The sequence below is a fragment of the Curvibacter cyanobacteriorum genome, assembly GCF_028649475.1.
Classification (GTDB): domain Bacteria; phylum Pseudomonadota; class Gammaproteobacteria; order Burkholderiales; family Burkholderiaceae_C; genus Curvibacter; species Curvibacter cyanobacteriorum.
Genome location: NZ_JAQSIP010000001.1, coordinates 538,935 through 559,894, shown reverse-complemented (window position 1 = coordinate 559,894; position 20,960 = coordinate 538,935). Strand labels below are relative to the sequence as shown.

The window sequence follows — 20,960 nt, the reverse complement described above, 5'->3', positions numbered from 1 at the left end:
TGGCTCAGACCCACGCCCTGGGCACCAGGAAATGCTCGGTCAATTGCGCCTCGTGCGAGCCCGGCTCGCTCTGGCGCTGGTAGGACCAGCTCGCCAGCGGCGGCATGGACAGCAGGATCGATTCGGTGCGACCGCCCGACTGCAGGCCAAAGTGCGTCCCGCGGTCCCAGACCAGGTTGAACTCGACGTAGCGGCCCCGCCGGTAAAGCTGGAACTCGCGCTCGCGCTCGCCGTAGGGCTGGTCGCGGCGGCGTTCGACGATCGGCAGGTAGGCCTGCAAAAAGGCATCGCCCACCGCCTGCGTCATGGCCAGACTGCCTTCGAAGCCGAGCGCCGAGAAGTCGTCAAAGAACACGCCGCCCACACCGCGGGCCTCTTGCCGGTGCTTCAGGAAGAAGTACTCGTCACACCAGGCCTTGAAGCGCGGGTATTTGTCGTCGCCAAACGGCGCCAGGGCGTCGCGGCACACGCCGTGGAAATGGCGTGCGTCCTCGTCGTAACCATAGTACGGCGTCAGGTCCATGCCACCGCCAAACCAGCACACCGGGGCCTGGCCAGCAGGTGTGGCGGCGATCATGCGCACGTTCATGTGCACCGTGGGCACATAGGGGTTGCGCGGGTGGAACACCAGCGACACGCCCATGGCTTCAAACGGGGCGCCGGCCAGTTCAGGCCGGTGCTGGGTGGCCGATGGCGGCAGCTGGGGGCCCCGCACATGCGAAAAACCACAGCCCGCGCGCTCGAACACGGTGCCGCCTTCGAGGATCTTGGTCAGCCCCTGGCCCTGCAGTTTTTCGCCCTCGGGCTTGTGCCAGGCGTCGGCCAGGAAGGTGGCCGTGCCCCCGCCTGCGCGCTCCTGCGCCTCCACCGCGTCGGTGATGCGAGCCTGCAGCCCCTGAAACCAGGCGCTGACGGCTTCCACAGAGGTCGCGGTGCTCATCAGCTCTTGAGGGCCCGGTAGCCGATGTCACGGCGGTACTGAGCACCGTCGAAATGGATGCCCGCAGCGACTTCATAGACGCGCTGCTGGGCCAGCTTGACGCTGTCGGCCAAGGCCGTCACGCACAGCACGCGGCCGCCGGTGACACGGACTTCGCCGTCCTTCAGCTCGGTGCCCGCATGGAACACCATCGCGTCGTCGGCCTCCGCGGGCAGGCCGGTGATGACGTCGCCCTTGCGCGGGGTCATGGGGTAGCCGTGGGCGGCCATCACCACGCCAAGCGCGGTGCGGCGGTCCCACTGCAGCTCGACCTGGTCAAGCTTGACGTCGACCGCGGCCGACAGCACATCCGACAGGTCGCTCTTCAAGCGCATCATGATGGGCTGGGTCTCGGGATCGCCCATGCGGCAGTTGAACTCAAGCGTCTTGGGGCGGCCCTGGGCGTCGATCATCAGGCCGGCGTACAGGAAGCCGGTGTAGGGGATGCCGTCCTTTTCCATGCCACGGATGGTGGGCAGGATGATCTCGCGCATGGCGCGGGCGTGCACGTCGGCGGTCACCACGGGCGCCGGCGAATACGCGCCCATGCCGCCGGTGTTGGGGCCTTCGTCGCCATCAAGCAGGCGCTTGTGGTCCTGGCTGGTGGCCAGGGCGGTGACGTTCTTGCCGTCACACAGCACGATGAAGCTGGCTTCTTCGCCTTGCAGGAATTCTTCGATCACGACGCGTGCGCCGCCATCGTTGTGCACCACCCCCAGCTTGTTGTCGAGCAGCATGAAGTCAATCGCCTCATGGGCTTCGGCGGCCGTCATGGCCACCACCACGCCCTTGCCGGCGGCCAGGCCGTCGGCCTTGACCACGATGGGCGCGCCCTTGGCGTCCACATAGGCGTGGGCCAACGCGGCATCGGTGAAGCTCTCGTACTCGGCGGTCGGGATGCCGTGGCGCTTCATGAAGGCCTTGGAAAACGCCTTCGAGCTCTCCAGCTGCGCGGCGGCCTTGGTCGGACCAAAAATGCGCAGGCCGTGGGCGCGGAATTCGTCCACCACACCGGCCGCCAACGGGGCCTCGGGGCCCACCACGCTGAGACCGATCTTCTCCGCCTGCGCCCACTCGCGCAGTGCCTTCACATCGGTGATGGGCACGTTGACCAGGCGACTGTCCAAGGCCGTGCCACCGTTGCCGGGGGCCACGTACACCTTGTGCACCTTGGGCGACTGGTTGAGCTTCCACGCCAGAGCGTGTTCGCGGCCACCGCCGCCAATGACTAGAACTTTCATGCTTGCTTTTACAGTGCCGCGTTGTGGTAGACCTCCTGGACATCGTCCAGGTCTTCAAGGACATCGAGCAGCTTTTGCATCTTGGCCGCGTCTTCGCCGGCCAGCTCGATGGTGTTTTCGGCCCGCATGGTGACTTCCGCCACCTCGGGTTGGAGGCCCGCGGCCTCCAGTGCATTCTTGACCGACTCAAAATCGCCGAACGCGGTCAGCACCTCAATGGCGCCGTCCTCGTCGGTGATGACGTCCTCGGCGCCAGCTTCGAGGGCCACTTCCATGACCTTGTCTTCGCTGGTGCCGGGGGCAAAAATCAACTGTCCGCAGTGCTTGAACTGGAACGACACCGAGCCTTCGGTGCCCATGTTGCCGCCGTGCTTGCTGAAGGCATGGCGCACTTCAGCCACGGTGCGAACCCGATTGTCGGTCATCGTGTCGACGATGATGGCCGCGCCACCGATGCCGTAGCCCTCGTAGCGGATTTCTTCGTAGCTCACGCCCTCGAGGTTGCCCGTGGCCTTGTCGATGTTGCGCTTGATGGTGTCGGCCGGCATGTTGGCGGCCTTGGCCTTGTCCACGGCCAGGCGCAGACGGGGGTTGGCGCTCAGGTCACCGCCGCCGGTGCGGGCAGCCACCATGATTTCGCGGATGACGCGGGTCCAGACCTTGCCGCGCTTTTCGTCCTGACGGCCCTTGCGGTGTTGGATGTTGGCCCATTTACTGTGTCCAGCCACGGGTGAGTTCCTTCATTAATTGTTTAATCTACTGGCCTGATTTTACTTTTCGCACACCCACCCATGGCCGACCCGATCCTGATTGCCCAAAATGCCCACGCCCAATGCCACTTGCTGCCCGGCCTGGCGAACCGCCACGGCTTGATCACCGGGGCCACCGGGACGGGCAAAACCGTCACGCTGCAAACCCTGGCGGAGGGCTTTTCCAAGATCGGCGTGCCGGTGTTCATGGCCGACGTGAAGGGAGACCTGACGGGCCTCAGCCAGGCCGGCCGCCTCAGCGACAAGCTGGCCGCCGCCCTGCAAGAGCGTGGCCTGCCCGCCCCCACCGCCCTGGCCTGCCCCACCACCGTGTGGGATGTGTTTGGCGAGCAGGGCCACCCGGTGCGCGCCACGGTGTCGGACATGGGGCCGCTGCTGCTGGGCCGCATGCTCAACCTCAATGAGACGCAGAGTGGCGTGCTGAACCTGGTGTTCAAGATCGCCGACGACCACGGCCTGCTGCTGCTCGACCTCAAGGACCTGCGCGCCATGCTGCAGCATGTGGCCGAGCACGCGTCCGAGTTCACCACCAGCTACGGCAACATCAGCGCCGCCAGCGTGGGCGCCATTCAGCGCGGCCTGGTGCAGATCGAGACCCAGGGCGGCGACCGCTTCTTTGGCGAGCCCATGCTCAACATCAGCGACCTGATGCAGACCGTGGACGGCCAGGGCGTGGTCAACATCCTCGCGGCCGACAAGCTGATGAACTCGCCGCGCCTGTACGCGACCTTCCTGCTGTGGATGCTGTCTGAGCTGTTTGAGCAGTTGCCCGAAATCGGCGACCCCGATCAGCCCAAGCTGGTGTTCTTCTTCGACGAGGCCCACCTGCTGTTCAACGAGGCCCCCAAGGTGCTGATCGAGCGCATTGAGCTCGTGGTGCGCCTAGTGCGGTCCAAGGGCGTGGGGGTGTACTTCGTGACGCAAAACCCGCTCGACATCCCCGACACCGTGTTGGCCCAGTTGGGCAACCGGGTGCAGCACGCGCTGCGCGCCTTCACCCCGCGCGATCAAAAAGCGGTCAAAGCCACGGCCCAGACCATGCGCCCGAAGGCCGGTTTGGACATCGAGGCGGCCATCACCGAACTGGGGGTGGGCGAAGCCCTGATCAGCCTGCTTGACGCCAAAGGCCGCCCCACCGAGACCGAGCGCGTCTACGTGCTGCCGCCGGGCAGCCAGATCGGCCCCATCACCCCGGCCCAGCGCCAGGCGCTGCTGCAGAACTCCCTGGTGGCTGGTGTTTACGAAAAGGCGGTCGACCGCGAATCGGCCTACGAAGTGCTCAAGGGCCGCACCGCCAGCGCCCCGCCAGCGCCCACCCCGGACGGCAGCAAGCCAACCCTGCCCGGCCTGAACCCCGGCGCTGGCAACGGGGAGGCCGGCAGCGGCCTGGGTTCGGTGCTCAGCGATGTGCTGTTCGGCAGCACCGGCCCACGGGGCGGCCACCGCGACGGCCTGGCCCAGACATTGGCCAAATCGGCCTTGCGCACCATGGGCACCACGGTGGGCAAGGAGATCATCCGCGGCGTGCTGGGCGGCATTTTTGGCGGCAAGCGCCGCTGACTCGCCCGCCCCACCCATCCGCGCCCACTGGAGCCCACCCGCCATGACCCTCCCCAGCTACGCCGATGTCGAGGCCGCCGCCGCGCGCCTCGCGGGCCACGCCCACCGCACCCCCGTGCTGCGCTCCCAACAGGCCGATCAGGCGCTGGGGGCCCAGTTGTTCTTCAAATGCGAGAACTACCAGCGCATGGGGGCCTTCAAGTTCCGTGGGGGCTTCAACGCGCTGAGCCGTTTCACGCCCGAGCAACGGCGCCGCGGCGCCATTGCCTTCTCGTCAGGCAACCACGCCCAGGCCGTGGCCCTGTCGGCGCGCGAACTGGGCATGCCCGCGGTGATCGTCATGCCCGCGGACGCCCCCAGCGCCAAGCTGGCCGCTACGCGCGGCTATGGGGCCGAAGTCATCACCTACGACCGCTACACCGAGGACCGCGATGCGCTGACGCGCCGCCTGGCCGAAGAACGCGGCATGACGCTGATCCCGCCATTCGACCACGCCGACGTCCTGTGTGGCCAGGGCACGGCCGCCAAAGAGCTGTTCGAGGAGGTGGGCCCCCTCGATGTGCTGCTGGTCTGCCTGGGCGGCGGTGGCCTGCTGTCGGGCAGCGCGCTGGCGGCGCGTGCCTTGTCGCCTGGCTGCCGGGTCTACGGGGTCGAGCCCGAGGCGGGCAATGACGGTCAGCAGTCGCTGCGCGCCGGGCACATTGTGCGCATTGCCCCGCCACGCACGATTGCCGACGGCGCGCAGACCCAGCACCTGGGCGAACTGACCTTCGGCATCATCCAGCGCGAGGTCAGCGACATCCTGACCGTCAGCGATGCGCAGCTGGTGACGGCCATGCGCTTTTATGCCGAGCGCATGAAGATGGTCGTCGAACCCACCGGGGCCCTGAGCCTGGCGGGCGCCCATCAGGGTGGCCTGGACCTGCGCGGCGCCCGTGTGGGACTGATCGTCAGTGGTGGCAATGTGGACCTGGCGCAGTACGCACGCCTGGTCGGCGGCGCCGACGCGGCCTGATGTCCACCCGGGCAAACGCTCGGTGCGAGCGGCCAGCGCCCCCCGCACAATGCCGACCCAGGGCGCTGCACGCTGGTGCACGGCGCGCCGCCAATTTCTGACCATTTGATCAAAAATGGTGCCCTTTCGGCACCACCCAAGGGCATGAGCATGGTATTCTCCGCGCGCATTTCAAGCGCGCACCCCGTCACGGCGCGACCTGCTTGCGGCGACAACCAGAGCCGACAGGCGCCCGCCACCGCCTGGGGCCCCGCCCCGGCGGGCGCCCCGCGCCCTTTGACCTTGGCGGGCCAGGCCCCTTCAGGCCGGCCGCCCGCCCCGCGCACCGCCCCCTACCCCAGCTCCTGGCCGCCCGCGGCCCCCGTTGGCACACGGCTTGCGTTGAGTCTGGCTGGGCACCGTGGGGCCTGCCGGAGCGGGCGGCTCGCTTGAACCCCTATCCCCCTTTGCCTGGAGACCTCTTATGAGCAACGTTCACGTTATCGACCACCCCCTGGTGCAGCACAAGCTGACCCTGATGCGCAACAAGGAAGCCAGCACCAACAGCTTCCGCCGCCTGCTGGGCGAACTCGCCAGCCTCATGACCTATGAGATCACGCGCGACATGGCTCTGCAGGACATCGAAGTCCAGACCCCGCTGGAAACCATGACCGCCAAGGTCATCGACGGCAAGAAGCTGGTTTTTGTGTCCATCCTGCGCGCCGGCAACGGCATCCTCGAAGGCATGCTCAACGTGGTGCCGGGGGCCCGTGTGGGCCACATCGGCCTGTACCGTGACCCTGAAACCCTCAAGCCGGTCGAGTACTACTTCAAGATGCCCTCGGAGATGACCGAGCGCGACGTGATCGTGGTCGACCCGATGCTGGCCACCGGCAACTCGGCGATTGCCGCCATCGACAAGCTCAAGAGCCTGAACCCCAAGTCGATCAAGTTCGTCTGCCTGCTGACCTGCCCCGAAGGCGTGGCCGCCATGCAGGCCGCCCACCCCGACGTGGCCATCTACACCGCCTCCATCGATCGCCAGCTCAACGAACACGGCTACATCCTGCCGGGCCTCGGCGACGCTGGCGACCGGATCTTCGGCACCCAGTAAGGCCCCCCTGCTGGGCCGACGCCTGCGAAGCTTTCACCCCCCTCGTCAAGGAGCTTTCATGTCCGTTCGTTCCGTTTTGTCCCGTCGCCAAGTGATGGCCACCGTCGCGGCCCTGGCCGCAGCGTCCACGCTGCCGGCCCACGCCCAGGCCAAGCTCAAGGTCGCCGCGATCTACACCGTGCCGTTTGAGCAGCAGTGGGTCAGCCGCATCCACAAGGCCCTCAAGGCGGCCGAAGCCCGCGGCGAGATCGAGTACAAGGCGTCGGAGAACGTGGCCAATGCGGACTACGAACGCGTCATGCGCGAGTACATCGCGGGGGGCAACCAGCTGATCGTGGGCGAGGTCTTCGGTGTCGAAGCCGCGGCGCGCAAGGTGGCCAAGGACTTCCCCAAGACCAGCTTCCTGATGGGCTCCTCGGGCAAGCCGCAGGCGCCGAACTTCAGCGTGTTCGACAACTTCATCCAGGAACCCGCCTACCTCAGCGGCCTGGTCGCGGGTGGCATGACCAAGACCAACAAGATCGGCATGGTCGGCGGCTTCCCGATCCCTGAGGTGAACCGGCTGATGAACGCCTTCATGGCGGGCGCCAAGGAGGTCAACCCGAAGGTGGAATTCAGCGTCAGCTTCATCAACAGCTGGTTCGACCCGCCCAAGGCCAAGGAAGCCAGCTTCGCCATGATGGACAAGGGTGTCGACCTGCTCTACGCCGAGCGCTTTGGCGTCAGCGACGCGGCCAAGGAAAAGGGCAAGCTGGCCATCGGCAATGTGATCAACACGCAGGACAAGTACCCCGACACGGTGGTCGCCTCGGCACTGTGGCACATGGAGCCCAGCATCGACCGCGCGCTCAAGCTGGTCAAGGAGGGCAAGTTCAGCGCCGAGGACTACGGCCCCTACTCGATGATGAAGCACAAGGGCTCCGAGCTGGCGCCGCTGGGCACCTTCGAGAAAAAGGTACCGCCCGAGATCATCGCCAAGGTCAAGGCCCGCGAGGCAGAGATCCTGTCGGGCAAGTTCACCGTCACGGTGGACGACAGCCAACCCAAGTCCACGGCCAAATAAGCCCCTGGCATGAGCGAGGCGTCCGCCCCCGTGCTGCGCCTGCAGGGCATCACCAAGCGCTTTGGCGCCCTGGTGGCCAATGACGACATCTCGCTGGACCTGGGCCCCGGCGAGGTGTTGGCCCTGCTGGGCGAAAACGGCGCCGGCAAGTCGACGCTGATGTCCATCCTGTTCGGCCACTACCGCGCCGACGCCGGCCACATCACCGTGCACGGCCGGCCCCTGCCCCCCGGCAACCCCAAGGCCGCGCTGGCCGCCGGCATCGGCATGGTGCACCAGCACTTCACGCTGGCCGACAACCTCAGCGTGCTGGACAACGTGATCCTGGGCACCGAGCCGCTATGGCGCCCCTGGTCGGCCCGGGCCCAGGCCCGGGAGCGACTGCTGGCCGTGGCCCAGCGTTTTGGCCTCGCGGTGCAGCCTGAGGCGCGGGTCGGCCAGCTGTCGGTGGGCGAGCGCCAGCGGGTCGAGATCCTCAAAGCCCTGTACCGCGGCGCCCGCATCCTGATCCTGGACGAACCCACGGCCGTACTCACGCCCCAGGAGAGCGAGGCCCTCTTTGACACCCTGAGCCAACTGGTGGCGCAAGGGCTGTCGGTGATTTTCATCAGCCACAAGCTGGCCGAGGTGCTGCGCGTGTCGCACCGCGTCGCGGTGTTGCGCGGCGGCCGACTGGTGGCCCAGGCACCCGCTGCCGGCACCCAGCAAGCCCAGCTGGCGCAATGGATGGTGGGCCACGCGGTGGCAGCGCCCCAGCGCCGCCCCAGCCAGCGCCGTGGCGAGGCGGTGTGCACCCTGCAAGGCGTCAGCACCGACCCCAGCCAACGCGAGCGCTTGGACGGCGTGAACCTGAGCCTGCACGCGGGCGAGATCGTGGCCCTGGCGGGGGTGTCGGGCAACGGGCAACTGGCCCTGGCCGAGCTGCTGTGCGGCACCCGCCGCGCCAGCGCGGGCCAGGTGCAATTGAAGGGCCAGCCCTGGCGCGCCCAGCCCGCCTGGCTGGTGCAGCAGGGGGTGGCCCGCATCCCCGAAGACCGGCACAGCGTCGGCGTGGTGGGCGACCTGCCCGTGTGGGAGAACGCGGTCGCCGAGCGCCTGCGCAGCCCCGCCCTGTCCCGCTGGGGCTGGGTGCGGCGCGCCCAGGCCCAGGCCTGGGCCCAAGACCTGATGGCGCGCTTTGATGTGCGCGGTGGCGGCCCGCACAGCCCGGCGCGCGCGCTGTCGGGCGGCAACATGCAAAAGCTGATCCTGGGGCGCGCCCTGCTGCCCCCGGCGGGCCAGGTCGCCGGCCAGCCCCCGGCGCTGATCGTGGCGCACCAACCCACCTGGGGCCTGGACATTGGCGCGGTGGCCTACGTGCAGCAGCAGTTGCTGGCGGCCCGCGATGCGGGGTCGGCGGTGCTGCTGATCTCGGACGACCTGGACGAGGTGCTGACCCTGGGCGACCGCATCGCGGTGCTGCACCACGGCCGGCTGAGCCAGGCCCGGGCGGCCGACGACTGGACCCGCGAAACGATTGGCCTGGCCATGGCCGGCGCCCACGACGACTTCAACGCTGCGCCCGCATGAGACTCGAGAAACGCAACACCCCTTCGCGCCTGGCGCTGCTGCTGGCGCCGGTGGGCGCCATCGGCGTCACCTTGCTGATCAGTGCCCTGTTGGTGCTGTGGGCCGGCGCCCCGGTGGGCCCGACCTACGCGCTGCTGCTCAAGGGCGGCTTTGGCTCGGTCTTCGCCTGGAGCGAGACGCTGACCCGCGCCACGCCCCTGATCTTCACCGGGCTGGCGGCAGCGGTCGCCTTCCGGGCACGCCTGTTCAACATCGGCGCTGAGGGGCAGCTCTACGCCGGCGCCCTGGCGGCCGTCGCCGTGGGCGGCTTGCACGGCGGCAGTGGCTGGGCCCTGCCCTGGCCGGTGTTGCTGCCCCTGATGCTGTTGGCCGCGGCCGTGGCTGGGGCGCTGCTGCTGCTGGGGCCGGCGCTGCTCAAGGCCCGACTCGGGGTGGACGAGGTGGTGACCACCCTGCTGCTCAACTTCATGGCGCTGCTGGGCGTGTCGGCACTGCTCGATGGCCCCATGAAAGACCCCAGCGCACTGGGCTGGCCGCAGAGCGTGGCGCTGCAAGCGGAGCTGGAGTTGTCGCGCCTGCTCGAAGGCACCCGCGTGCACACCGGCCTGCTGATGGCCGGCGGGCTGAGCCTGCTGCTGTGGGCCGTCATGAAGTACAGCGTGCTGGGTTTCGACATCCGCGCCAGCGGGGCCAACGCACGGGCGGCGGCCTTTGCCGGGGTGCCCACCGGGCGCACCGTGGTGTGGGTGGCGCTGCTGTCGGGCGGGCTGGCGGGGCTGGCCGGGGCCATCGAGGTGGCGGGCCGCACCAGCTATGTCACGCTGGATCTGTCGCCAGGCTATGGCTACAGCGGCATCGTGATCGCCATGCTGGCCGGCCTGCACCCGCTCGGGGTGCTGGCGGCCAGCGTGTTCGTGGCGGGCGTGCTGGTCGGGGCCGACAGCATGAGCCGGGTGGTGGGCGTGCCCACCTACATCGCCGACGTGATCGTGGCCGCGTCGCTGATCGCGGTGCTGGTGGCCACGCTGCTGACGCAGTACCGGGTGCGCTTCAAATGACCGAATGGCTCGACATCCTGGCCCACGAGGCCTTCTGGGTCGCGGTGCTGCGCATCGCCACACCGCTGATTTTCGGCACCCTGGGCGTGCTGCTGTGCGAACGCGCCGGCGTGCTGAACCTGGGCATCGAGGGCATCCTGGTGGCCGGGGCCTTCAGCGGCTGGCTGGCAGTTTACCTGGGCTTGCCGCTGTGGGGCGGCGTCGCCGTGGCGGCCCTGACCGGGGCCGCCTTCGGCCTGTTGCATGCGGCGCTGACGGTGGGGCTGGCCTTGTCACAGCACGTGGCGGGGCTGGGCATCACGCTGCTGGCCACCGCCTTGAGCTACTACGGCTACCGGGTGAGCTTTCCCAAGGTCAGCACACCGCCCACCATCACCCCCTTTGCTCCGCTGCAAGAATGGGGCATTCCGGTGCTGTCGGGGCAGACCGCGCTGACCTGGCTGGCCCTGGCCTGCGTACCGCTGCTGGCCTGGTGGCTGCAAGCCACACCCGCGGGCCTGGCCCTGCGCATGGTGGGCGAGAACCCCCAAGCCGCCGAAGGCCAGGGCATCAGCGTGGCGCGCACCCGCACCGCGGCCATCGTGGCGGGTTCGGCCCTGATGGGGGTGGCGGGGTCCTTCCTGACCCTGTCGGCCTTCAATGCCTTTTTCTTCAACATGGTGAACGGGCGTGGCTGGATCTGCGTCGCCCTGGTGGTGTTTGCCTCGTGGCGACCCGGCAAAGCCTTGCTGGGGGCTCTGCTGTTCGCCTTTTTTGATGCCCTGCAACTGCGGCTGCAGCAGGCCGGCTCATCGGCCCTGCCCTACCAGCTCTACCTGATGCTGCCCTATGCGCTGTCGATCCTGGCGCTGATCGTGGTGGCCCGCAAAGCCAGCTACCCGCAAGCCCTCATGAAGCCCTACCGGAAAGGCGAACGCTGAGCGCCCACCGCATTCCGCCCCGCCCCACCGCCCGCCAACCGAACGCCCTCGCCCATGCTTGACCTGCTGATTCAAAACGCCACCCTGCCCGACGGCCGCCGTGACCAGTCCATCGCCGTGCAAGGCGGGCGGATCGTCGAAGTGAGCCCGGGGCTGCGCGCCCCGGCACACGAGACCGTGGACGCCGAAGGCCGCCTGCTGAGCCCGCCCTTTGTCGACGCCCACTTCCACCTGGACTCGGCCCTCAGCTACGGCCAGCCGCGCATCAACCAGAGCGGCACCCTGCTCGAGGGCATCGCGCTGTGGGGCGAGCTCAAGCCCCACCTGACCCATGACGCCATCGTCGAGCGGGCACTGCGCTACTGTGACTGGGCCGTGGGACGGGGCCTGCTGGCGATCCGTTCCCACGTCGATGTCTGTGACGACCGCCTGCTGGCGGTGCAGGCCTTGCTGCAGGTCAAGCGCCAGGTGGCGCCCTACCTCGACCTGCAACTGGTGGCCTTTCCGCAGGATGGTGTGCTGCGCTCCCCCAACGCGCTGAGCAACCTCCAGAAAGCGCTCGACCTGGGTGTCGAGGTGGTGGGCGGCATCCCCCACTTTGAGCGCACCATGGCCCAGGGCAGCGAGAGCGTGCAACTGCTGTGCGAACTGGCCGCCGAGCGTGGCCTGCTGGTCGACATGCATTGCGACGAGTCCGACGACCCGATGTCGCGCCACGTTGAAACCCTGGCCCTGCACACCCAGCGCCTGGGCCTGCAAGGCCGTGTGACGGGTTCGCACCTGACCTCCATGCACAGCATGGACAACTACTACGTCAGCAAGCTGCTGGCCTTGATGGCCGAGGCCGACTTGGGCGTGGTCGCCAACCCGCTGATCAACATCACGCTGCAAGGGCGGCACGACAGCTACCCCAAGCGGCGCGGCATGACCCGGGTGCCCGAGCAGTTGGCCGCCGGACTGACCGTGGCCTTTGGCCAGGACTGCGTGATGGACCCTTGGTACAGCCTCGGCTCGGGGGACCTGCTGGAGGTGGCGTCGATGGGCCTGCATGTGGCCCAGATGACCAGCCAGGCCGCCATGCGCCAATGTTTCGAGGCCATCACCACGGCGCCCGCGCGCCTGCTGCACCTTGAGGGCTACGGCCTGGCGGCGGGCTGCCACGCCGATTTTGTGTTGCTCGATGCGCGCGACCCGGTGGAAGCCCTGCGCCTCAAACCAGCCCGACTGCGGGTCTACCGCCGCGGCCAGTGCATCGCAGAAACGCCCGCCAACCCGACCCAATTGAAGCTGCCAGGGCGGCCCGCGCAGACCGCGTTTCGCTTGTGAATCATCAGCGAACTCATCACTTTAGCGTGTTTGCGTTCGCTTGTCGCACCCATTTGGCAAACTTAAAGCTGATAATTTAATATTTTTTTAATAGCAAAGCCTGCATCATTGACACTCCGCCCGCTCATCCGGCAAGATGTATATCTATGTAACGGGGAGCGGGCTCAATGCAGGCAGCGAAAGAACTTCAGCCAAATTCAAGCGCCAGGACCTGGTTGATCCTGGGGCTGTTGCTGGGGTTGTTGATGGGTGCCATGCTCGCCTGGGCCCTCGGCTCCTCGCTGTGGCTGGGTCTTTGCGCCCTGGGCCTGGGAGCGGTGGGCCTGCTCCATGGCCTGCTCGGGGTGCGCGATCGCAGCGGTCCGTCCCAGGCCAGCCCGGCACCCGCCGCGGCCGCGCTGGTGCAACGCCTTCATGCCGGCGTGGAGCGCTGGTCCCTGCACATCCACAGCGCCCAAACCCAGATGCGCCAGGGCACCGACGAGTTGCTGCAAGGCTTCATTGCCATCCTGGACCAGCTCGACCGCATCACCCAGCACCCCAGCGCCGCCCAGCACAGCAGCCAGAGTGACCAGGCCCAGACCCTGGCCGCCTGCGAGAACGAACTGCGCGACCTGGTCGGCCAGTTCAGCGCCTTTGTCCAGTCCCGCGACCGCATGCTGGCCACGGTGGTGTCGCTCAATCAAAGCTCATCCGGCCTGCGTGGCATGGCCGAGGACGTGGCCATGATCGCGCGCCAAACCAACCTGCTGTCGGTCAACGCGACCATCGAAGCCGCACGCGCTGGGGCTTCGGGGCGCGGTTTTGCTGTGGTCGCCGCCGAAGTGCGGCGCCTGTCGTCCGCCTCGGGCGACACGGGCAAACGCATCGGGGAACAGGTGCAGGCCTTCAGCGACCAGGTGCAACAGACCCTCAACGACACCGCCAGCCGGGCTGAGACCGACACCCAGCTGGTCAAGGCCTCGCAGGACACCATCAACACCGTGGTGCAACGCGTCACCCACACCGTCGCCAGCCTCAACGAACGCGCCGAACAGCTCGGCGAAAGCAGCCAGGCGGTGCGCGCGCTGGTCGAACAGATGATGGTCTCTTTCCAGTTCCAGGACCGGGTGCAACAGATCCTCGACCAGGTCATCCAGTCGATGCAGCTGGCCAGCCAGCGCCTGGACGACAGCCTGAACAACCAGCCCTGGCCGACCGAGGCCGAGTGGGACGCCCTGCTCAGCACCGGCTACACCACGGACGAACAACGCCAACTCAGTGTCGAGCGCAGCGGCAGCGAATCCGGCCCCAGCGCCTCGGCCACCTTCTTTTGAAACCCGCCCACCCCAGCATGAGCAAAACCATCCTGATCGTTGACGACTCCTCCTCCCTGCGCCAGGTCGTGAACCTGACCCTGACGCGCGCCGGCTACCAAGTGCTGGAAGCCGTGGACGGCGAAGACGCACTGCGCCAGTTGGACGGTCGCAAGATCAACCTGATCGTCAGCGACGTCAACATGCCGCGCATGGACGGCATCACCTTTGTCACCCGCGTCAAACAACTGCCGCGCTACAAGTTCACCCCGGTGGTCATGCTGACCACCGAAGGCCAGGCCGAGAAAAAAGAGCAAGGCCGGGCCGCCGGTGCCAAGGCCTGGATCGTCAAGCCCTTCAGCCCCGCGGTGCTGCTGGACGCAGTGTCCAAGCTCGTGCTGCCTTGAAAGCCCTGCCCATGAGCCAGCCCTTCAACCTGCCTGCCGAGCTCACCATCTACACGGCGGAATCCACCCGCCAGGCCCTGCTGGGCTGGTTGCAAGTGCCCGCCGACGCGGGGCAGCTGAGCCGCCCGCTGCACGGGGCCGAGGTGTCGGAGGTCGATGGGGCGGGCTTGCAGCTGCTGGGCTCACTGGCCAACAGCCTGGCCGCCCAGGGGCAGACCCTGGAGCTGCACCAACCCAGCCCGGTGCTGCGCCAGGCCTTGATGGCGCTGGGTTGCGGCCACTGGTTCCCCCTCATCCCCTCGGAGGCCACGGCATGAGCGCAAGTGACTCGGACGCCGATTACGACTTCATCGCGGCGGCCATGCCGGCCTTCATCAGCGAGGCCCGCGAGCAGGTCAGCCAGATCGAGCAGCTGCTGTTGCAGCTCGAGGAAGACCCACGCAACCGCGAGCAACTCGATGCCTTGTTCCGGTGCGCCCACACCGTCAAGGGCTCGGCGGGCATCTTTGGCCTGACCCAGGTGGTGGACTTCACCCACCACATCGAAACCCTGCTCGACGAACTGCGCGAGGGGCGCCTGTTCCTGGACGCGGTGCTCAGCTCGCTGCTGCTGGCCTGCAACGACCAGATCCTGGCCCTGGTCAACCAGGCCGCCGGTGAGGCCCAGGACGATGGGGCCCAACAGGACCGCCGCGACGCGCTGGTGCGCCAACTGCGCCAGGCCATGGGCCAGGCTGGCGCCCCGGTGCCGCCCGCCGCCGCCCCCGACGAAGCCGCGCCGGCCGCCGAGGCGCGCCTGGGTCGCTGGCATCTGTCGGCCCACTTTGGCGCCGACTGCTTTCGCAACGGCATGGACCCGCTCAGCGTGGTGCGCTACCTGGCCGGGCGCACCGAGGTCACGGCCCTGGCCAGCGACCGCAGCCGGCTGCCGCCGCTGGAGCAACTCGACCCCGAGAGCTGCCACCTCAGCGTGGAGATCTCGATGCGCTCCGAGGGCCCCCAGGAGGCCGTGGACGATGCCTTCAGCTTCATCCGCGACGACTGCCAGCTGCACCTGATCCCACCGTCGGCCCCGACCTCGCGCTATGTCGAGTTGCTCGAAGAGCTACCCGACCACCCGCGGCTGGGCGAGCTGCTGGTGAACGTGGGCGCCATCACCGAGGAACAACTGGCCGCCGGCCTCGATCAGCAAGAGAAGGCCCGGGCCCACAGCCCCACGGGGCCCGCCCCGCGCCTCGGCGAGATCCTGCAAGAACAAACCGGGCTGGCCCAGGACGTGCTGGCCGCCGCGGTGCAAAAGCAGCAGCGACCGCGCGAGGCGGCCGCCGACGAACAACGCTACATCCGCATCCCGGCCGACCGGCTGGACGCGGTGATCAACCTGCTGGGGGAGCTCGTCACCGCCGCCGCCGGCGCCGACATGCTGGCCCGACAAACCCGCCAGAGCCGCCTGATCGAGGCCAATCAGCACATCGGTCACCTGATCGAAGAGATCCGCAACGGCACCCTGCAACTGCGCATGGTGCCGATCGGGGCCACCTTCAACCGCTTCCGCCGCGTGGTGCGGGACACCGCCAGCGAGCTGGGCAAGGAAGTCAGCCTCGAGATCGAAGGCGGTGACACCGAACTGGACAAGGCGGTGGTCGAAAAAATCGCCGACCCGCTGATGCACCTGGTGCGCAACGGGCTGGACCACGGCCTCGAAACCCCGGCCGAGCGCCTGGCCCACCGCAAACCGGCGCAAGGCCGCCTGGTGCTGAGCGCACAGCACGAGTCCGGCAGCATCCTGATCCGCATCAGCGACGACGGCCGTGGCGTGGACCGGCAGCGCGTGCTGCAACGGGCCTGGGAACGCGGCCTGGTCGAACCCGGCGTGGTGCCCCCCGACGAGGACATCCTGCAGCTGATCTTCGAGCCCGGCTTCTCGACCGCCACCCAGGTGACCAACCTGTCGGGCCGCGGGGTCGGCATGGACGTGGTGCGGCAAAACATCGAGGCGCTGCGCGGCAGCGTCACGGTGTACAGCGAGGCGGGACGCGGCACCGACATCGACATCCGCCTGCCCCTGACGCTGGCCATCATCGACGGCTTCCTGATCAGCGTCGGACCGTCCAAATTCGTGCTGCCGCTGGAGTCGGTGGTCGAGGTGGTCGAGGGCCAGGCCGCCGCTGGTGCCGAGGCCGCACAACCCGATGCCTCGGGGCGCTACTGCATGCCGCTGCGCGGCCAGTTGCTGCCCGTCATCAGCCTGCGCCAGCTCTACCACCTTGACAGCCCCCGCCCGGAGCGGGTGAGCATCGTCATCGTGCAGGCCGGCCCCACCCGCTTCGGGCTGGAGGTGGACCAGTTGCTGGGCCAGAACCAGACCGTCATCAAGCCGCTGGGCCGGCTGTTCCACACCCTGCGGGGCATTTCGGGCTCGTCGATCCTCGGCAGCGGCGAAGTGGCCTTGATCTTTGACGTGCTGGCCCTCGGGGCCCTGGCGGTGCAAGCCCCGCGGCGCGCCAGCCCCCAGCCTCAACAGAGCAGCGTGCACTGACCGGCACGCGATCCCCAAACGACCGCCTAACCCAACACATCACACAAGAGAGCGCCCCATGTCCAACACCCCGCATCAATCGTCCTGGATCTCCCGTGTTTTCTCCTCAGGCCCCAGCCCCGAAGAGTTGGCCCGCGCCGAGCAGGAGGCCGAGCTGATGAAGCAGGCCCAGGCCGCGATGCAGGCGGCGGCCCTCGGGGACCTGTCCCAACGCATCGATGTGGGCGACCAGACCAGCGCCCTGGCCCAGCTGTGCAAGGGCATCAACACGCTGCTGGTCGAGTCGGAGCGCAACTTCCGCATCCGCACCGCGCTGGACAACTGCTCGACCAATGTGATGATTGCCGACGACACCAACCACATCGTCTACATGAACCAGACGGTGACGGAGATGATGCAAAAGAACGAAAGCGAGCTGCGCAAGATGCTGCCCGACTTCGACGCGCGGCGCCTCATCGGTCAGAGCATCGACACCTTCCACAAGAACCCGGCGCACCAGACCAGCATGCTGGCCAGCCTGCGCGGCACGCACCGCACCCAGATCAAGGTCGGCGCCGTGAGCTTCGGGCTGGTGGCCAACCCGATCCTCGATGCCGCCGGCACCCGCCTGGGCACGGTGGTCGAATGGGCCGACCGCACCGCCGAGGTGGCCGCTCAGGCGCGTGAAGCCGCGGCCGCCGCCGCCGCCGCCGAGGTGGCCGCCGAAAACGCCCGCATCCGCAATGCACTGGACCGCTGCAGCACCAACGTGATGATTGCCGACGCCAGCAACCACATCATCTACATGAACGAAACCGTCACCCAGATGATGCAGCGCAACGAGCCCGAGTTGCGCAAGAGCCTGCCCCACTTTGACAGCCGCAACCTGATTGGCCAAAGCATCGATGTGTTCCACAAGAACCCGGCGCACCAGGCCGGCATGCTGGCCTTGCTGCGCAGCACGCACCGCACCCAGATCCGCGTTGGCGCCCTGCACTTCGGGCTGACTGCCAACCCCATCATCGACGCCGAGGGCCAGCGCATCGGCACCGTGGTCGAATGGGAGGACCGCACCCAGGAGGTGGCGATCGAGAACGAGGTGGCGGCCATCGTTGAGGCGGCCACCCAAGGTGACTTCGCCAAGCGGGTCAACCTCGAGGGCAAGAGCGGCTTCTTCGCCAAGCTCGGCACCGGCGTCAACGCCCTGATGGAAACCAGCGAAGACGGCCTCAGCGATGTGGCCAACCTGCTCGAAGCCTTCTCCCGTGGCGACCTGGCGTTCCGCATTGAGCGCGACTACGACGGCCTGTTTGGCCGCGTCAAGGCCAGCGGCAACATGACCGCCGACGAGCTGACCCGCATCATGGGCGAGGTGCGCGCCGCGGCCAGCGCGCTCAGCGGTGCGGCAGGCCAGGTCAGTGCCACGGCCCAGTCGCTGTCGCAGGCGGCCAGCCAGCAGGCGGCCTCGGTCGAACAGACCACCGCCTCGATCGAAGAAATGTCGGCCTCCATCTCGCAAAACAGCGACAACGCCAAGGTCACCGATTCGATGGCAACCAAGACCGCGGCCGAGGCCGACGAAGGCGGCGCTGCGGTGGCCGACACCGTCAAGGCCATGAAGCAGATCGCGTCGAAGATCGGCATCGTCGACGACATCGCCTACCAGACCAACCTGCTGGCCCTCAACGCCGCCATCGAGGCCGCGCGGGCGGGCGAGCACGGCAAGGGCTTCGCCGTGGTGGCCGCCGAGGTGCGTAAGCTGGCCGAACGCAGCCAGGAGGCCGCCAAGGAGATCGGCGACCTGGCCAGCCACAGCGTCTCGACCGCCGAGCGCGCCGGCAAGCTGCTGGACGAGATCGTGCCCTCGATCAAGCGCACCTCGGACCTGGTGCAGGAGATCACCGCGGCCTCCGAGGAGCAGAGCACCACGGTCAACCAGATCGGCAGTGCCATGAACCAGCTCAGCAAGGCCACGCAGCAAAACGCCTCGGCCTCCGAAGAACTGGCCGCCACCTCCGAGGAGCTGTCGGGCCAGGCCGAGCAACTGCAGGACGTGATTGGCTTCTTCAACGTGGCCGAGGTGGAGCTGACCCCGGTGCGCACGCGCCGCGGCGACCCCGACGGCCTGCCGCGCCGCCGGCTGGCCGACAACGCGCCCCTGCCTCGCCTGGCTGGGGCCGGCCTGCGCGGGGCCAGTGGCGAGGCGAATTTCCGCCCCTACTGAGCCCGGCCCCCTTTTCACTGCGAGCAAAGGTTCCCATGAGCATCCGCCAGGCACCGCCCCGTGACGACGCGCCCAGTTCGGCCGCCGCCCAGTACCTCACTTTCATCTTGGCCGATGGCGTCTACGCGATGGACATCACCAGCGTGCGGGAGATCATCCAGCCCAGCCCCCTGACCCCGGTGCCGCTGATGCCCTCCTTTGTGCGCGGGGTCATCAACCTGCGCGGCGCCGTGGTCCCGGTGATCGACCTGCAGGCGCGCCTGGGCAAGCCCCCGGCCGTGCAGGGCAAAAAGACCTGCATCGTGATCTTCCAGGCCGAGCGCGAAGGCGACACCCTCGCCCTGGGCCTGCTGGTGGACGCGGTCAGCGAGGTGCTGGACATCCCGGCACAGGAGATCGAGCCGCCGCCACCGTTTGGCACCACCATCCAGCGCGAGTTCATCCTTGGCATGGGCAAGGTGAAGGGCCGCTTTGTCATCATCCTCGACCCCGCCAAGGCCCTGGATGTCGATGAAATGGCCGCCCTGGCCACCCCGGGTGCGCCCCCCGGCAGTCCCGCCTGAGGGCCTGCCCTCCCGTGCTTTGAAGCCTCCATGCCCCAGCTCAGCGACGCCGCCTTCCAACGCATCAGCGCCCTCATGTACGACAGCGTCGGCCTGTCATTTGCCGACCATAAGAAAGCCTTGATGTCTTCGCGCCTGGCGCTGCGCCTGCAGCGCCTGGGCCTGACGCGCTTCGAGGAGTACGCCGACCTGCTGGAACAGGAAGACGAAGGCGCTGAGTTTCAGATGGCGGTGGACCTGCTGACCACCAACGAGACTTATTTCTTCCGGGAAGCGCGGCATTTCGAGCTGCTGCAAAAAGAGCTGCTGAGCAAACGCCCCCGCCCCGGCCTGGCGCTGTGGAGTGCTGCATCGTCGTTTGGCGATGAGGCCTTCAGCCTCGCCATGCTGCTGGCCGACCTGCAGGCCCAGGGGCAGGTGAACAGCAACTGGTCGATCCTCGCGACCGACATCAGCCACCGGGTGCTGACCGCCGCGCGCGAGGGCATCTACCCCGAAACCCGGCTGCGCTTTGTCAGCCCGGAACGCCTGCGCCGCTACTGCCTGCGCGGCGAGGGCCCCGCCGAGGGCCAGGCCATGGTCAAGCCCGAGCTGCGGGCCCGCGTGCAGTTTGGCCAGCTCAACCTGACCCAGCCGTTCAGCGGCCTGGGGCCTTTTGACGCCGTGTTCCTGCGCAATGTGCTGATCTATTTCGACCCGCCCACCAAGACCGCCGTGGTGGACCGCGTGCTGGGCACCCTCAAGCCCGGCGGGCTCTTCTTCATTGGCACCGCCGAGGGGCGGGTGCCGTGCAAGACGCCGCTCGAGCCCGTGTCGCCCGGCGTGTTCAGGAAACGCGCATGAGCCGCCCCGCCGACGGGCTGCCGTCCCAGCCGCCCGAAACCCGGGTGCGCTTTTTGCACCCGGGCGATGTGGCCCTGGCGCAGCGTGGCGAGCGGCTGGACACCCTGCTGGGCTCCTGTGTGGCGGTGCTGCTCAGCGACCCGCACCGCACCGTCGGGGCCATGTGCCACATCGTCCACACCTCGGCACGGCGCCCCCCCGACCCGCGCGACACCCGCTATGGCACGGCCGCCATGCGCGCCCTGTTTGCCGAACTGCGCGCGGTTGGCTTTGCCCCCGAGCACTGTCAGGCCTGGCTCTGTGGCGGCGGCAACATGTTCCCGGACCAACTCAACCCCTACCCGGTCGGCGACAACAACCTCGACTGGGTCAATGACTACCTGGCCGACGTCGGCATCGAGGTGCTGGCCGAGTCCGTCGGTGGCCCGTACTACCGCCGCGTCAGCTGGACCATCGGTCAGGATGCACCCGACATCGAGGTGATCCCGGTCGCCGACAACCCCCTTTGACACCCAG

Annotated in this window: 19 protein-coding genes; 16 read left to right on the top strand and 3 right to left on the bottom strand. The window is 68.0% G+C overall.

Annotated features, from left to right (window positions below; genetic code table 11):
- Nucleotides 1-4: 4 nt before the first annotated feature.
- The 3 genes from hemF to PSQ40_RS02385 are packed head-to-tail and all read right to left on the bottom strand — an operon-like array spanning nucleotide 5 to nucleotide 2,948.
- Nucleotides 5-940, bottom strand: a complete 936-nt coding sequence (gene hemF, locus PSQ40_RS02395; protein ID WP_273948464.1) for an oxygen-dependent coproporphyrinogen oxidase — start codon at nucleotides 938-940, stop codon at nucleotides 5-7.
- Nucleotides 940-2,220: a phosphoribosylamine--glycine ligase gene (gene purD, locus PSQ40_RS02390; RefSeq protein WP_273948462.1), complete on the bottom strand. Its 1,281-nt coding sequence runs from the start codon at nucleotides 2,218-2,220 to the stop codon at nucleotides 940-942. The genes hemF and purD overlap by 1 nt, the downstream gene beginning before the upstream one ends.
- Before the next feature lie 8 nt (nucleotides 2,221-2,228).
- Entirely contained in the window at nucleotides 2,229-2,948 is a 720-nt protein-coding gene (locus PSQ40_RS02385; RefSeq protein ID WP_273948460.1) for a YebC/PmpR family DNA-binding transcriptional regulator, read from the bottom strand.
- Nucleotides 2,949-3,011: 63 nt separating this feature from the next.
- Between PSQ40_RS02385 and PSQ40_RS02380 the strand changes: the two genes are divergently transcribed.
- The 16 genes from PSQ40_RS02380 to PSQ40_RS02305 all read left to right on the top strand — a co-directional run bounded on the left by PSQ40_RS02380 (nucleotide 3,012) and on the right by PSQ40_RS02305 (nucleotide 20,953).
- Nucleotides 3,012-4,550 (top strand): helicase HerA-like domain-containing protein, encoded by a 1,539-nt coding sequence (locus PSQ40_RS02380; RefSeq protein ID WP_273948458.1) that lies wholly within the window; start codon nucleotides 3,012-3,014, stop codon nucleotides 4,548-4,550.
- Nucleotides 4,551-4,593: 43 nt separating this feature from the next.
- The gene (locus tag PSQ40_RS02375; protein ID WP_273948456.1) at nucleotides 4,594-5,565 is read left to right on the top strand and encodes a threo-3-hydroxy-L-aspartate ammonia-lyase; all 972 of its coding nucleotides are present in this window, start codon (nucleotides 4,594-4,596) and stop codon (nucleotides 5,563-5,565) included.
- A gap of 463 nt (nucleotides 5,566-6,028) precedes the next feature.
- Nucleotides 6,029-6,658, top strand: coding sequence for a uracil phosphoribosyltransferase (gene upp, locus PSQ40_RS02370; protein WP_273926745.1), 630 nt, complete (start codon nucleotides 6,029-6,031; stop codon nucleotides 6,656-6,658).
- A 94-nt stretch (nucleotides 6,659-6,752) separates the two neighbouring features.
- A complete protein-coding gene (locus PSQ40_RS02365) occupies nucleotides 6,753-7,721 on the top strand; it encodes a BMP family protein (protein WP_409338541.1) in 969 nt (322 codons plus the stop codon).
- Between the two features lie 9 nt (nucleotides 7,722-7,730).
- Entirely contained in the window at nucleotides 7,731-9,290 is a 1,560-nt protein-coding gene (locus tag PSQ40_RS02360; RefSeq protein WP_273948453.1) for an ABC transporter ATP-binding protein, read from the top strand.
- A complete protein-coding gene (locus PSQ40_RS02355; RefSeq protein ID WP_273948451.1) occupies nucleotides 9,287-10,348 on the top strand; it encodes an ABC transporter permease in 1,062 nt (353 codons plus the stop codon). Before PSQ40_RS02360 ends, PSQ40_RS02355 begins: the two co-directional genes overlap by 4 nt.
- The gene (locus PSQ40_RS02350) at nucleotides 10,345-11,268 is read left to right on the top strand and encodes an ABC transporter permease (RefSeq protein WP_273948449.1); all 924 of its coding nucleotides are present in this window, start codon (nucleotides 10,345-10,347) and stop codon (nucleotides 11,266-11,268) included. Before PSQ40_RS02355 ends, PSQ40_RS02350 begins: the two co-directional genes overlap by 4 nt.
- A 54-nt stretch (nucleotides 11,269-11,322) precedes the next feature.
- On the top strand, nucleotides 11,323-12,594 hold the full coding sequence (locus tag PSQ40_RS02345; RefSeq protein WP_273948447.1) for an amidohydrolase family protein: 1,272 nt from the start codon (nucleotides 11,323-11,325) through the stop codon (nucleotides 12,592-12,594).
- Between the two features lie 254 nt (nucleotides 12,595-12,848).
- Nucleotides 12,849-13,910, top strand: coding sequence for a methyl-accepting chemotaxis protein (locus PSQ40_RS02340; protein ID WP_273948446.1), 1,062 nt, complete (start codon nucleotides 12,849-12,851; stop codon nucleotides 13,908-13,910).
- 17 nt (nucleotides 13,911-13,927) lie between these two features.
- On the top strand, nucleotides 13,928-14,296 hold the full coding sequence (locus tag PSQ40_RS02335) for a response regulator (protein WP_273948445.1): 369 nt from the start codon (nucleotides 13,928-13,930) through the stop codon (nucleotides 14,294-14,296).
- A gap of 11 nt (nucleotides 14,297-14,307) precedes the next feature.
- Nucleotides 14,308-14,613, top strand: coding sequence for an STAS domain-containing protein (locus PSQ40_RS02330; RefSeq protein WP_273948443.1), 306 nt, complete (start codon nucleotides 14,308-14,310; stop codon nucleotides 14,611-14,613).
- Nucleotides 14,610-16,835 (top strand): chemotaxis protein CheA, encoded by a 2,226-nt coding sequence (locus PSQ40_RS02325; RefSeq protein ID WP_273948441.1) that lies wholly within the window; start codon nucleotides 14,610-14,612, stop codon nucleotides 16,833-16,835. Before PSQ40_RS02330 ends, PSQ40_RS02325 begins: the two co-directional genes overlap by 4 nt.
- Before the next feature lie 58 nt (nucleotides 16,836-16,893).
- Nucleotides 16,894-19,038 (top strand): methyl-accepting chemotaxis protein, encoded by a 2,145-nt coding sequence (locus PSQ40_RS02320; protein WP_273948440.1) that lies wholly within the window; start codon nucleotides 16,894-16,896, stop codon nucleotides 19,036-19,038.
- 35 nt (nucleotides 19,039-19,073) lie between these two features.
- Nucleotides 19,074-19,601, top strand: coding sequence for a chemotaxis protein CheW (locus PSQ40_RS02315; protein ID WP_273948439.1), 528 nt, complete (start codon nucleotides 19,074-19,076; stop codon nucleotides 19,599-19,601).
- Nucleotides 19,602-19,631: 30 nt separating this feature from the next.
- Nucleotides 19,632-20,444, top strand: coding sequence for a CheR family methyltransferase (locus tag PSQ40_RS02310; protein WP_273948438.1), 813 nt, complete (start codon nucleotides 19,632-19,634; stop codon nucleotides 20,442-20,444).
- Nucleotides 20,441-20,953, top strand: a complete 513-nt coding sequence (locus PSQ40_RS02305) for a chemotaxis protein CheD (protein ID WP_273948437.1) — start codon at nucleotides 20,441-20,443, stop codon at nucleotides 20,951-20,953. The genes PSQ40_RS02310 and PSQ40_RS02305 overlap by 4 nt, the downstream gene beginning before the upstream one ends.
- Nucleotides 20,954-20,960: the final 7 nt, after the last annotated feature.

Coding starts and splice junctions, on each gene's coding strand:
- hemF (WP_273948464.1), bottom strand. CDS start 940: ATGAGCACCGCGACCTCTGTGGAAGCCGTCAGCGCCTGGTTTCAGGGG.
- purD (WP_273948462.1), bottom strand. CDS start 2,220: ATGAAAGTTCTAGTCATTGGCGGCGGTGGCCGCGAACACGCTCTGGCG.
- PSQ40_RS02380 (WP_273948458.1), top strand. CDS start 3,012: ATGGCCGACCCGATCCTGATTGCCCAAAATGCCCACGCCCAATGCCAC.
- PSQ40_RS02375 (WP_273948456.1), top strand. CDS start 4,594: ATGACCCTCCCCAGCTACGCCGATGTCGAGGCCGCCGCCGCGCGCCTC.
- upp (WP_273926745.1), top strand. CDS start 6,029: ATGAGCAACGTTCACGTTATCGACCACCCCCTGGTGCAGCACAAGCTG.
- PSQ40_RS02365 (WP_409338541.1), top strand. CDS start 6,753: ATGGCCACCGTCGCGGCCCTGGCCGCAGCGTCCACGCTGCCGGCCCAC.
- PSQ40_RS02360 (WP_273948453.1), top strand. CDS start 7,731: ATGAGCGAGGCGTCCGCCCCCGTGCTGCGCCTGCAGGGCATCACCAAG.
- PSQ40_RS02355 (WP_273948451.1), top strand. CDS start 9,287: ATGAGACTCGAGAAACGCAACACCCCTTCGCGCCTGGCGCTGCTGCTG.
- PSQ40_RS02350 (WP_273948449.1), top strand. CDS start 10,345: ATGACCGAATGGCTCGACATCCTGGCCCACGAGGCCTTCTGGGTCGCG.
- PSQ40_RS02345 (WP_273948447.1), top strand. CDS start 11,323: ATGCTTGACCTGCTGATTCAAAACGCCACCCTGCCCGACGGCCGCCGT.
- PSQ40_RS02340 (WP_273948446.1), top strand. CDS start 12,849: ATGCTCGCCTGGGCCCTCGGCTCCTCGCTGTGGCTGGGTCTTTGCGCC.
- PSQ40_RS02335 (WP_273948445.1), top strand. CDS start 13,928: ATGAGCAAAACCATCCTGATCGTTGACGACTCCTCCTCCCTGCGCCAG.
- PSQ40_RS02330 (WP_273948443.1), top strand. CDS start 14,308: ATGAGCCAGCCCTTCAACCTGCCTGCCGAGCTCACCATCTACACGGCG.
- PSQ40_RS02325 (WP_273948441.1), top strand. CDS start 14,610: ATGAGCGCAAGTGACTCGGACGCCGATTACGACTTCATCGCGGCGGCC.
- PSQ40_RS02320 (WP_273948440.1), top strand. CDS start 16,894: ATGTCCAACACCCCGCATCAATCGTCCTGGATCTCCCGTGTTTTCTCC.
- PSQ40_RS02315 (WP_273948439.1), top strand. CDS start 19,074: ATGAGCATCCGCCAGGCACCGCCCCGTGACGACGCGCCCAGTTCGGCC.
- PSQ40_RS02310 (WP_273948438.1), top strand. CDS start 19,632: ATGCCCCAGCTCAGCGACGCCGCCTTCCAACGCATCAGCGCCCTCATG.
- PSQ40_RS02305 (WP_273948437.1), top strand. CDS start 20,441: ATGAGCCGCCCCGCCGACGGGCTGCCGTCCCAGCCGCCCGAAACCCGG.